Origin of the sequence: Salinimicrobium terrae DSM 17865 (genome assembly GCF_000424665.1) — a bacterium.
Taxonomy (GTDB): domain Bacteria; phylum Bacteroidota; class Bacteroidia; order Flavobacteriales; family Flavobacteriaceae; genus Salinimicrobium; species Salinimicrobium terrae.
The window spans coordinates 194,376-206,826 of the sequence record NZ_KE384222.1; the positions used below are offsets into that span (position 1 = coordinate 194,376).

12 protein-coding genes are annotated in these 12,451 nt (G+C 42.0%); 3 read left to right on the forward strand and 9 right to left on the reverse strand.

The genetic code is table 11. The features are described from left to right. Positions 1-35: 35 nt before the first annotated feature. From trpB to H148_RS0115345, 6 genes are all read right to left on the reverse strand, one after another. Entirely contained in the window at positions 36-1,217 is a 1,182-nt protein-coding gene (gene trpB, locus H148_RS0115320; RefSeq protein ID WP_029035587.1) for a tryptophan synthase subunit beta, read from the reverse strand. A gap of 7 nt (positions 1,218-1,224) precedes the next feature. Next, positions 1,225-1,881: a phosphoribosylanthranilate isomerase gene (locus H148_RS0115325; RefSeq protein WP_037325446.1), complete on the reverse strand. Its 657-nt coding sequence runs from the start codon at positions 1,879-1,881 to the stop codon at positions 1,225-1,227. Positions 1,882-1,892: 11 nt separating this feature from the next. Beyond that, positions 1,893-2,672, reverse strand: coding sequence for an indole-3-glycerol phosphate synthase TrpC (gene trpC / locus H148_RS0115330; protein ID WP_029035589.1), 780 nt, complete (start codon positions 2,670-2,672; stop codon positions 1,893-1,895). A gap of 6 nt (positions 2,673-2,678) precedes the next feature. After that, entirely contained in the window at positions 2,679-3,668 is a 990-nt protein-coding gene (gene trpD, locus H148_RS0115335; protein WP_029035590.1) for an anthranilate phosphoribosyltransferase, read from the reverse strand. Positions 3,669-3,671: 3 nt separating this feature from the next. Then, positions 3,672-4,346 carry an anthranilate synthase component II gene (locus H148_RS0115340; RefSeq protein WP_083961702.1) on the reverse strand — a complete coding sequence of 225 codons (675 nt, stop codon included), beginning with the start codon at positions 4,344-4,346 and terminating at the stop codon, positions 3,672-3,674. A 92-nt stretch (positions 4,347-4,438) separates the two neighbouring features. After that, entirely contained in the window at positions 4,439-5,833 is a 1,395-nt protein-coding gene (locus H148_RS0115345) for an anthranilate synthase component I family protein (protein WP_029035592.1), read from the reverse strand. A 289-nt stretch (positions 5,834-6,122) separates the two neighbouring features. On the opposite strand from H148_RS0115345, the gene H148_RS0115350 reads away from it, so the two are divergent. From H148_RS0115350 to H148_RS0115360, 3 genes are all read left to right on the forward strand, one after another. Then, positions 6,123-6,434, forward strand: a complete 312-nt coding sequence (locus H148_RS0115350; protein ID WP_029035593.1) for a rhodanese-like domain-containing protein — start codon at positions 6,123-6,125, stop codon at positions 6,432-6,434. A gap of 246 nt (positions 6,435-6,680) precedes the next feature. Beyond that, positions 6,681-7,925, forward strand: coding sequence for a S8 family serine peptidase (locus tag H148_RS0115355; protein WP_029035594.1), 1,245 nt, complete (start codon positions 6,681-6,683; stop codon positions 7,923-7,925). Between the two features lie 117 nt (positions 7,926-8,042). Next, entirely contained in the window at positions 8,043-8,720 is a 678-nt protein-coding gene (locus tag H148_RS0115360; protein ID WP_029035595.1) for an aspartate/glutamate racemase family protein, read from the forward strand. 169 nt (positions 8,721-8,889) lie between these two features. Here the strand turns inward: H148_RS0115360 and H148_RS0115365 are convergent, their stop codons facing one another. The 3 genes from H148_RS0115365 to H148_RS0115375 form a co-directional block, all read right to left on the reverse strand. Then, positions 8,890-9,675 carry a DUF1206 domain-containing protein gene (locus tag H148_RS0115365; protein WP_037325447.1) on the reverse strand — a complete coding sequence of 262 codons (786 nt, stop codon included), beginning with the start codon at positions 9,673-9,675 and terminating at the stop codon, positions 8,890-8,892. Positions 9,676-9,804: 129 nt separating this feature from the next. After that, positions 9,805-10,266: an ankyrin repeat domain-containing protein gene (locus H148_RS0115370; protein ID WP_029035597.1), complete on the reverse strand. Its 462-nt coding sequence runs from the start codon at positions 10,264-10,266 to the stop codon at positions 9,805-9,807. A gap of 221 nt (positions 10,267-10,487) precedes the next feature. Further along, entirely contained in the window at positions 10,488-12,311 is a 1,824-nt protein-coding gene (locus tag H148_RS0115375; RefSeq protein WP_156877272.1) for a mechanosensitive ion channel family protein, read from the reverse strand. Positions 12,312-12,451 lie beyond the last annotated feature (140 nt).

A 12,451-nucleotide genomic window follows, 5' to 3' on the forward strand; every position in this document is an offset into this window, starting at 1 on the left:
CTCACAGGTTTTTAAAACCTGTGAGGTCTGTTTTTTTACAAATTAAAATGTTCAATGTAAGTATTCAGATCCTTATCCCCGCGACCGGAAAGATTTACCACCACCACTTCATCTTTTTCAAACTTTCGTTTGTCAAAAATAGCTAAAGCGTGGGCTGTTTCTATAGCGGGAATGATCCCTTCCAGTTTACAAAGGTCCAGGCCTGCTTTCATTGCCTCTTCATCGGTAATGGAAATGAATTCTCCGCGGCCGGTCCTAAACAGGTTTGCGTGCATAGGACCTACACCCGGATAATCGAGTCCGGCAGAAATGGAATAAGGTTCTGTGATCTGTCCGTCATCTGTCTGCATAAGAAGGGTCTTGCTTCCGTGGATGATTCCTTCGCGACCCAAAGCAGAAGTTGCGGCGCTTTTTCCCGTGAGGACGCCTTCTCCGGCGGCCTCTACGGCAATGATATTAACCTTTTCATTGTCGAGATAATGATAATAAAGGCCGGCAGCATTACTGCCTCCGCCTACACAGGCCACAACATGATCTGGTGCTTCGCGACCTTCTTTTTCCTGCAGTTGTTTCTTAACCTCTTCAGAAACCACACTTTGGAATCGGGCAACCATATCGGGATAAGGATGAGGTCCCACTACAGATCCAATAATATAATGAGTGTCCACAGGATTGTTGATCCAGTCCCGAATAGCTTCATTTGTAGCATCTTTTAAAGTTCGGCTGCCAGATTTTGCGGGCACTACCTTCGCACCGAGCATTTTCATTCGGGCAACATTTGGCGCCTGTCTTTTAATGTCGATCTCGCCCATATACACCACACATTCAATCCCCATAAGGGCACAAACAGTTGCAGTGGCAACCCCATGTTGTCCTGCTCCGGTTTCGGCGATGATACGGTTCTTGCCCAGGCGCTTTGCCATCAGGATCTGCCCGATAGTGTTATTCACCTTATGAGCGCCGGTATGGCAGAGATCTTCACGTTTTAAATACACTTTTGTGTTGTATTTTTTGCTAAACCTTTCAGCAAAATAGAGCGGTGTGGGCCGGCCTACATAATTTTTCAGCAGCTGTCGGAATTCCTTCTGGAAATCCTCTTCCTGCATGATGTCCAGATAGCGGGAACGGAGTTCCTCTACATTGGGGTATAACATTTCAGGAATAAAGGCGCCACCAAAATCCCCGTAATATCCTTTTTCATTTACTTGATAACTCATAAATATGTTATTTAGACAGCTCTTCCTTAAAAAGTTTTAAAGCTTCAGGATCTTTTACAGCGGGAGCTGTTTCGAATTTACTATTGACATCAATACCGTAAAATAGCTCTTGATTTCCTTCATTTTTAAAGATGCTGTACAGCCTTTTTATAGCCTCAATTTCTTCGGGTCCTATCCCGCCGCTAAGAAAAAACGGAGTAGAAGAGGGATATTCTTTTAATAGATCCCAGTCAAATGTGACTCCGTTTCCTCCTTTATTTTTTCCGCGGGTGTCAAAAAGGAAAAAATCTACTATTCCTTCGTAAGGCTTGAGGCGGTCAAAATTAAAGACTTCTTTCATTCCAAAGACCTTGATGATCTCCACAGGTTTTCCAGATTTCGAGAAAGTATCCTTTAATTTCTGACATATTTCCGGAGATTCTTCTCCGTGAAGCTGAACAGCATCCAAGTTATAATTTTCCGCTTTTTCAAGGATCTCTACTTCGGAAGCATTTACAAAAACTCCGGTAATCTTAATTTCAGAATCCAAATGTTCAATTGCTTCTGAAACATAGCGTGGCGAATCTTTATAAAAAATAAGACCTACGTAATTGGGCTGTAAAGCTGTAATCTGGCGCAGGTTTTCCTGCTCCCGCATGCCGCATATCTTCAGTTGCAGATTCATTTGGATTTTTTTTATAGTTTCTGGATAAATTCTGAAGCACTTTTTCCGGGATCTTCAGTTTTCATAAAATTTCCTCCAATAAGAAAGCCCTGAAATCCGCATTTTTGAAGCTCCAGAATTGCTGAAGTTTCACTAATACCGCTTTCGGAAATTTTGACAAATTTGTTTGGGATCTTATCCGCCAGGTCTTTGCTGGTCTGAACATTGACTTCAAAAGTTTTCAGGTTTCGGTTGTTTACACCTATCATATCAACGGTGTCAAAAATGGCATTTTTAAGTTCCTCTTCATTATGAACTTCCAAAAGCACCTCGAGACCAAGATCTTTAGCTTTTTTGGAAAGCTTTTGAATTTCCTTTGGCTTGAGAATCGCAGCGATCAACAGGATCACATCTGCACCCATGGCCTTGGCTTCAATGATTTGATATTCATCGATCATGAAATCCTTCCGAAGCAATGGCAGCTTTACGGTTTCTCTTGCTATGGCAAGATCATCAAGGCTTCCGCCAAAGAATTCCTCATCTGTAAGTACCGAAATTCCTGAAGCACCTGCAGTTTCATAACCTGCCGTCACTGTGGCAGCGTCGGCTTCAAGATTTATTTCAGGATGGGAAGGGGAGCGGCGTTTAAATTCTGCAATTATTCCCGTGGAAGAATTTTTAAGATTTTCTTTTAAAGAAATACATTTACGGCTAAAGTGGGGCAGGAGTTGAAGAGATTCAGCAGGTACTTCCTCCTTTAAAAAGGCTACTTCTTCTCTTTTCCTGGCTGCTATTTTATCGAGTATATTCATTCTTATTTAGTTTAATTGCTGCAGTTTTTGCAGGGTGGCCAAAGCACGTCCCGAGTGCAGACTTTCTTTAGCCTCTAAAAAGGCATTTTCGAGTCCGGATTTTTTTACGGTATCAATTGCTACCGCCGCGTTCGCACAAACCACATTTTCCTGGGCTGCAGTCCCTTTATTGTTGAGCACGTTCATAAAGATCCCTGCTGCCGATTCCACAGTGTTTCCCCCGGAAATCTCACCTGCATTGATTGGTTTCAGCTGAAAATCTGCCGGTTGTAGCATCGCTTCAGCATTATTGGTGATCATTTTGGTATTTCCGGTAAGGGAGATTTCGTCATAACCATCAAGAGCGTGTAAAATGGTAAAATTCTTATCTGTTTTCTGGTAAAGGTACGCATACATTCTTGCAAGTTCGAGGCTATAAACGCCTACCACCTGGTTCTTCGGAAATGCGGGATTCACCATTGGACCCAGCATATTAAAAAAAGTTTTTACTCCCAGCTGTTTACGAATGGGAGCAACATTTTTCATCGCCGGGTGGAAAAGGGCAGCGTGTAAAAAACAGATTCCTGCTTCCTCCATACAGCGCTCCAAAAAATTCTGCTCATTACTGAATTTAATTCCCAGATGTTCCATAACATTTGAACTTCCACAGCCTGATGATACTCCGTAGTTGCCGTGTTTCGCAACTTTTACTCCGGCGCCTGCCGTCACAAAGGAGGCGAGAGTGGAGATATTAAAAGTGTCCTTGCCATCGCCACCTGTTCCGCAGAGATCGATAGGATCGTAGTGTGCAAGATCTGTGGAAAGGCACATTTCCAAAAGGGCATCCCTGAAGCCTTCCAGCTCTTCAATGGTAATGCTCCGCATCATGTAAACGGTGAGAAAGGCAGCGATCTGACTGTCGTTGAACTCACCGGCCGAAATTTTTACCAGTACATTTCTGGCTTCTTCTTTAGAAATAGTTTCGTGGTTGATCAGCCTGTTTAAAATTGCTTTCATTTTTTAATTTATTTCAGGTTGCTGATCATTTTTTTCTTTTTTTGAAGCTTTCATCGGGCTGTTGATCCAATTGGCAATCATCTTTTTACCCTGCGGCGTTAAAACTGATTCCGGATGAAACTGAACTCCCCGTACATCGAAGTCACGGTGGCGTAGGGACATGACCTCCCCGTTATCGTCATAGGAAGTAGCTTCAAGACAATCTGGTAGAGCTTTGTCTACCACCCAGGAATGATAACGACCGACTTCCAATTCGGGCTCCAGCTGGTCGTATAAAAATTCATCTGTCACGCAGAGTTTAATTTTTGATGAAACTCCGTGGTGAACTTCTGTAAGATTGATCAATTTTCCTCCGAATACCTCCCCAATGGCCTGCTGTCCCAAACACACCCCAAAAATACTCTTTTTGGAAGCGTAGGTGGAGATGATCTTTTTAAGTAATCCCGCTTCTTCCGGAATGCCCGGCCCCGGAGAGAGCAGGATCTTGTCGTACTTCTCGATTTCCTCGAGGTCCAGTTCATCATTTCTTCGAACAGTGACCTTACAGTCCAGCTCCTCGAGGTAATGAACGAGATTATAAACAAAGGAATCGTAATTGTCTATGACGAGGACAGATGGAGCCCCACCCCGACCCTCCCCAATGGGGAGGGAGTTTTTATTATTTTTGCTATTCTTCATTTTTCTACTTTTTTAATTCCCCTTCTTTTCAAAAAGGGATGCCTCCAGGACGGGTTGATTTGCTCCCCTCCTTCGGAGGGGCCGGGGGAGGCTTAGATTTCTTCTGCCAACTCCAATGCTTTTTTAAGTGCTCCAATTTTATTATAAACTTCCTGTAGCTCCCCTTCGGGCGTTGATCCCGAAACTATTCCGGCACCGGCCTGATAATAGAGGCGGTGGTTTTTGCTGAGGAAGGACCTGATTATAATGGCATGGTTAAAATTTCCGTTGAAGTCCATGAAACCTATGGCACCACCATAGAAGTCACGGTTTACATTTTCATATTTTTCGATAAGCTGCATGGCCTTATGTTTTGGGGCACCACTTAAAGTTCCTGCGGGAAAAGTATCGGCCACCATTTGCATTGTACTTATATCTTTATTTTTGATCCCTGTCACTTTACTCACCAGGTGGATCACGTGAGAGAAATACTGGATCTCTTTGTAATTCTCCACTTTTACTTCCTTGCTGCTGCGGCTTAGATCGTTACGGGCGAGATCAACCAGCATTACATGCTCGGCATTTTCTTTTTCATCGGCTGCAAGGATCTTTGCACTGGCAGCATCCTGTTCGTCATTTCCGGTTCGTTTAAAAGTCCCGGCAATGGGATGGATTTCGGCTTTTCCGTCTTTTACTACCAGTTGGGCTTCGGGCGAACTTCCAAAGATCTTAAAACTTCCGTAGTCAAAATAGAACAGGTAAGGAGAGGGATTCACATTCCGCAGTGCTCGATAGACATTAAATTCATCGCCTTTAAATGCCTGAGAGAATCTTCGGGAGAGGACCAGCTGAAATACATCTCCGCGGTGACAGTGTTCCTTGGCTTTTAAAACCATTTGACGATAACCTTCATCGGTCTCGTTTGAAGCAGGTTCCCCTTCCGCAGTAAAAGGATAGGAAGCAAAATTCTTTACTTTAAGGAGCTGCTCTATTTGTTCAAGATTACTTTTTGAAGAATAGCTGTGGTCAAAAATGTAAGCTTCGTTGTTGAAGTGGTTGATAGCAATAATGTTTTGATATATCGAATAATTGATCTCGGGAATCTCCAGGTCTTCTTTTTTCTTCGAAAGGTTAAGCTTCTCAAAATACTGAACTCCGTCATAAGCGATATATCCAAAAAGTCCTTCGTTAATAAAATTGAAGTTGGGGCCTGTAGTTTTAAATTTTTGCGAAAATTCGTGAAGGGCTGCAGGAACATTAAATTGAGATGTTATAGGAATCTCCCTGGAAGTACCGTCTGGAAATGTTTCTATAAAATGTTCTTTTTCAACCTTAACCCCCGCGATAGGATTGCAGCAGATGTAGGAAAAGCTGTTTTCGTTCCCGTGATAGTCACTACTTTCCAGTAGCAGGCTGTTTGGGAAAATATCCCGCAGGCGTAGATAGACACTAACAGGTGTAAAGGTATCTGCCAGAAGTTTTTTATAGGTAGTGTTGAGTTCGTACATTTTTTCTTTTGTTTTACTGAAATGCAGGCATAAAAAAAGGCTTGTCGTGATTGACAAGCCTTTGTATATGATTACAGGAGGTGTTGCTCACGACGTTTGACGTAAGTACTTCCACCACCAGTTATTTTTGTTTATCAGGTTCATTTGAACAGCAAATATAGAAGGGAAATAATTCTAAAAAAATATTTTTTGGAATTTTTTATCGTACAGGATAAATCCCGGACATCAAATGGGTTTAAAAAGAGCAGGTGATTCTTATATTTGTGAGAAGAACTTAAAAAATTAGAATATGAAAGAAATAAATCAGGAAGAGTGGAGAGAGAAAATTGCCCAGGATGACAAGGCTGTTATTCTCGATGTTCGAACCGAAGAGGAAGTAGAGGAAGGATATATTCCCGGAGCAAAGGTGATAGACATCCATAAAGGGCAGGAATTCATCGATGAAATTGATAAACTTGATAAGAGTAAGAATTTTTACGTTTACTGCCGTAGTGGGAAGAGAAGTGCACAAGCCTGCGCTATCATGGATCAAAAAGGTTTTAGCAATACTTATAATCTCATTGGAGGATTTTCGAAGTGGGAAGGAGAAAAGACAGAATAATCCTACAAAAAATGTTAAACTTATAAAAGGCAGAATTTGAGAAAGTTCTGCTTTTTTTCTTTCCTACTTCAGCAGTAGCAGTAAGGGTTTGCTAAAAACTTTAACAACCCTAGAACGAGTTTTTTTATTACATTATTGGAGTTAAAAACCACAAAAATGTGAAGGGAGTGATGTTAAATACTTTCGTTTATTGATTTAATAATATAGATTCGGGAAATCTTTTAATATTAACCAAATCTATTTACTATGAATTTAAAGAAGTACTACTCAGGTCTTGCGGCTGCATTAGCCCTTACCGCAATGGTGTCATGTTCGAAAGACGAGGCGAGAGAATTACCACCCCCCGAAGAGCCTCAGGCAGCTCAATCGTATTCTGAAGTTATTCCGGACCAGTACATTGTGGTGTACAGAGAAACGGGCAAAATGAGTGGAGACCACAGGCTTAATAGCTTACAGGTCCAGCAAAAAACTCAGGATGTTCTAATGATAAACGAGGTTAAAGGAGCAGAAGTCATTAAAGTATACAGTGCAGCTCTTTCCGGGGTAGCCCTTAAAATGTCAAAAAGTGATGCTTTAAAGCTTAGCCAAAGCAAGGACGTTGCCTATGTAGAACAAGATCGAATCGTTGCACTTGCGCCTCCTTGTGGTACTCCCAATGGAGGTCCATGTCCTCCTCCGGAAGAAGGAGATGACGGTGGAGGTGATGACGGTGGAACCTCCTCTCAGGAAACCCCTTATGGAATTAGCCGCGTAAATGGTGGTGTAACTTATACAGGAACCAGTGTAGTCTGGGTAATTGATACTGGAATTGATCTTGATCATGAAGACCTAAATGTAGATGCTTCCCTTGGCTATAATGCTTTTACTTCGGGAAAAGACGGCGGGTCTTTAGATGATGGTAATGGCCATGGATCGCACGTTGCGGGAACTATCGCGGCACTGGATAATACGGTGGGAGTCATAGGGGTTGCTGCCGGAGCTACTGTTATACCGGTAAAAGTTCTTGACAGCCGGGGAAGTGGTTCTTATTCTGGAGTCGTAGCAGGTGTAAATCACGTAGCTGCCAATGGAAATCCGGGAGATGTTGCGAACATGAGTTTGGGAGGTCCCGTTTCTCAGGCTTTGGATGATGCAGTACTTGCTGCTGCCGAGGCAGGTATAAAATTTGCACTTGCTGCAGGAAATGATGGTGCAGATGCGAATAATTCTTCCCCTGCGAAGGTCAACCACTCTAACGTCGTTACTATTTCAGCTATTAATTCCAGTGATACTTTCGCATCTTTTTCAAATTGGGGTAATCCACCTGTAGATTTTGCTGCACCGGGAGTGAGTGTTAAATCAACCTGGAAAGATGGAGGATATAATACTATTAGTGGAACTTCCATGGCTGCACCTCATACAGCCGGGGTTTGGCTACTGGGAAATATTTCCACAAGTGGTTACGCCTTGGGTGATCCAGATGGGGATGCAGATCCAATTTCTGTCCATTAAAAAGACAATAAACTAGAATCAAAAAAAGCGTCTTTTGGGATGCTTTTTTTGCTTTTAATGATATAGATCAGCCTTGCTCAAAAGCAAGATAATTACCTTTAGAAAAACTTACCAACCATGCGTACTTTAGGCTTAATTGGTGGCACCTCCTGGCATTCTACCATAGTATATTACCGGCTCATCAACGAGATGGCCGGGAAAAGAACCGGAACCCAGTCAAACCCTCCCCTCATACTTTACAGTCTTAATGTTGAATTAATGCGGGAGCATGATGTAGACAAAATCAAGACTACTTATTTACACATAGCCAGAAAACTTGAAATTGCCGGCGCCCGTGCCATAGTAATATGTGCCAATACCCCACACCTTGTTTATGAATACGTGCATAAAAAGATATCTATTCCAATACTACATATTGCTGATGCCTTAGGGCTGGAAGCTATGAGTAAAGGTTACAAAAAACTAGGTCTGCTAGGAACCCGCCCTACCATGAAAGGGGATTTTCTGAACAAGAGGCTCAAGGAAAACTTTGGGATTGATGTTCTTACTCCGGAAGTTGATTTTATGGATGAGATACATCAATATATAGCTTCGGAACTCACACAGGGTAAGTTTACGGAATCTGCAAAATCTTTCTTTCTCGATCATATTCAACTACTGAAAGAAAAAGGTGCCCAGGCGGTTATTATGGGCTGTACCGAACTGCCAATTTTAATTAATGATGAAGATACAGATCTTCCATTGTTGCAAAGCACTAATTTGCATGCAAAGATGGCCGTAAATTTTATCTTTTAACAAAACAGACCGTTACCAATAAAAAAGAGAGATCCCCCAATCTCTCTTTTTCTTTTTTCTGAACAAAAATTTACAAATACCTTTTTAATTAGTTTACCTAACTATTTCAAGGTATGGGTAAAGATAAGGATTAAAATCTTTAAAAACCTCTGGGGGATTACCCCTAATTTTAGCCGTGAAATCTTCTGTATTTTGCCATTAGGAACATATAGACGGCATAAGCCACAAGACCTGCAGCCACCAGCCCCATCAACCAGGCTCCGTAAGAAGATTCCTGAATAAACGCGAAAGCTTCCTGTGTGGTTTTAATCTCTGAAGGATTTGAATTTACGGCTGCCTGTATGGCGAAGAATCCAATGATTAATAAGATTACGCCACGGGCAGTCAGGCCGAATTCAGCAGTTTTTTTAATGCTTTCTCTCCTTTTTTCATCAATGGATGCAAGCCCAAATTTCTTATAATAATCATTTTTATAAGCCTTGACAATTTGGAAGATTCCGGCGATAATAATACCTGCACCTACTATTCCAATGATCCAGAGGCCTGTATCTGTTGCAAGAAAAGAAGATTGCTGGGCAGATGAAGAGCCGGAACTTCCGCTACCCGATCCAAACGCCTTTAAGGCTGCAAGAACACCGAACCCTAGGTACAGGAGCCCACTACAGAAAAAAGCAATACGTTTTGCCGTACCCTTCTTGTCGTCGCCAATATTTTCTGGATCTTTAATGGACTGTACAAATCTCCAGGCCGCATAACAGGCCAATCCCAGTGCCATAAGAATAAGCAGGATATTTCCAAAGGTCTGTTTTTCAAGAAACTCAAGAACCTGTAATTGCCCTGCTTTTTGACCGCCCATATCAAAAGCGGCTTTAAAGGTCAATACTCCAATAATTCCATACACAACCCCTTTGGCTACAAATCCTGTCCGGGCCATGGTTTTAATATTATCATCCATAATTTTTGGTGTTGGTTTTTTCTAAATTAAGGGAAACAGCTGTGACCACCAATGAATTATGTATATTTTAAGGGAATGTCCTAAAAAGCTAAGAAAAAGGAAAAATCTCCAGGGATATTTTTGCCTCTTTTACGTTTTTAGTAGCTTCTGTAATTCAATGTTTTCTTTTTTCTGAGAATGAGCGTAGGCGGTAATTCCCTGCGCGTCTCTCATTGTTTTATCTGCTCCGTTTTCCAGCAATAGCCGGGCTATTTCCTGTTGATCAAACATGGCAGCGAAAATAAGAGGGGTGGCCCCACCAAAATTACGGGCATTGACATCGGCACCGTTGGCTATTAACATGAGTGCGATATCCCTGTTACCTTTAAAGCATATCCCCATGAGAGCTGTGTTCCCGGCAACATCTTTTGCATCAATATCGGCTCCATGTTCTAAGAGGAGCCGGGCTATTTCTGGCTGTCCATTATATGTTGCCAGAACAATAGGAGGAAAGCCTTTAGGATCTTTTGTATTCACTAAAGAGGAATCTGCTTCAAGTTGTTCTTTTATATTTTCTGTGTTTCCTAATCTTATGTTTTCGTAAAAGTCCATTTTTTTAATTATAGTACCTTCCAAAAATGCCGTTTTGGAGGCTTGTTAGTTAAAGGTAATTTAGAAAAAGAGTTGATTATCTTAATTGTTTACTCATTCTCTTTATTAATCAGATTATAAAAGTAGTCGATGAGGAACTTTGTATCATTCCTTACTTCAACTTTCTATCAGCTGCCCTAGGGTAAAATTAGGTTATTCTGCTCCCTCTTAGATATATTCCTTTACAGACCCGGAATTGTTCCCGTTCCTTTATTCTTCTGCTCGGCAGAACCTTCAGGCGGATAAGGAATTTTATCTTCAATTTCTTTTATATGTTCGGGATCAAATTTAGGCAGCTGTAAGTCTCCCTTTTCCTTCCACTGGCGAACCTTTTCTTCGGCAGTTTTCGATTTTTCTTTTGAAAGACCGGTATCTTTTCCGAAGTAAATGGTCTGAGACGGGAAAGCGAAACCTGTACCGCTCTCTCCAACTACATCCATAATGCGCAGGAGCAGGTCCTCCTTCACTTCCAGATATTCATCAAAAGTGCTTACCTTTATATAGGTGAAAATTTCAAGGTTTATGGAATCCGATCCTAATTCTATAAACCGCACCCGGGTTATGTCCGAAGTAACCATGGGGTGAGCATATAAAATGGTTCTCAACTCCACCAGTAGATACCTAATTTGATCTGGGGTGGTTTCATATCTTAAACCTATAATTGTATTAAACCAGAATTTGTCTCTGTGGGCATAATTCTCAATTCTACTGGAGGAAAATTCCCCATTGGGAATAGTAACGACCGTTCGGGCAAGTGTCCTAATCCTGGTTGAACGCATTCCGATCTTTTCCACCACCCCGATTGTGTCGCCCACTTTACAGAAATCACCGACCCTTATGGGCTGGTCTGTAATAACTGTAACACTGCCTACAAAATTTTCGATTGTTTTTTGTGCTCCCAGGGCCAATGCCAAACCACCAATTCCCAGTGCCGCCAAACCTGTGGTAATATCTACACCTACGGCACCTAAAATGGCAATTATCCCAAAGGCTATAATGGCAATCTTAGCTGCTCTTTTGAGAAAAAGTGCAACAGAGACACCAGAGAGATTGCCACGCGCACTCATTCTTTTGGTGCTAAAAGCCCCCAGGAATTCCGATAAGCGCCATAAAAGAATAAGGAATGCCAACAAACCGATGATCAGGGTGATTCCGCTAAACCGCTGGCGTAGAACTATTGTAATGCCTATTTCCTGTGACAGGGCGACAAATAACCAAACAGCGAGATAAAGTTTGACGGGTAAGGCAAAGGCTTTGAGAACTCCGGCTGTTGGCTCGGTTCGTGCTCTTCTCCATACCAGCGGAATGATGTAAAGGAAAAACTGAATAATGAGCCAGGCAGCGGCATAAGATAAAGCAGCCAAAATAAGTAATGCCAGCCATTGGCCTACAGTAGCTCCCCAAATTTCATATTGCTCAAGTATATCGGGTGTAATACGGCTAAGGAGCAGCACGTTTTCTTCCAGGCTTGAAAGTTCTTCTATGTATTCTATAGTTTGATCTGAAAACAGCCACAAAGGTCCATCCGCGGGACCCTCTACCTTTTCGAGCAGGATGTCAAAACTTTCATTGGATGTTGTAACTGTACCCACGCGATCCAGGTGGTTAGGCAGGTCGTCATCCAGTCGTCCCTCTATATCATCGCTCAACCAGGAGTACGGCATCACTTGCCCACGTTGATTTAGCAGAATTTCGAGATTAGCAGCCAGTTCTTCCTGTGAGAGTCCAATGTTTTCTCCCTGAATTGTTTTAAAATATTCTCCTGCTTTATCGTAATCTTTTTCGGCTACGGCAGAGATAAAACCTGCAATGCTGCTACGGGGAGTACGTCTTCCCAAGGCATCTTCGGGCCATTGAGGTTCTTCAGAGGCTTCAGGTTCGGTTTGTGTGCCGGGGATTTGCGCCTGCATTTCGGCGGAAGACCAGAGCTGAAGAATAGCGACTATGCTAAAGAGAAAAAAAATATTTCTATTAAAAAGGGGCTTTTCAGGAAAAATTATTGTCATGATGATCAGCTGAAGTTTCTGCTAAATTAGGTGTCAAAAATAGCATTTTTGGAGGTTCTTTTGGTTGAGACTTTTCAGGTAGATCTAAAGATATGAAAAATCGATCAAGCTCCTGAAGCTCTGGAAAACTTTAGAAGATA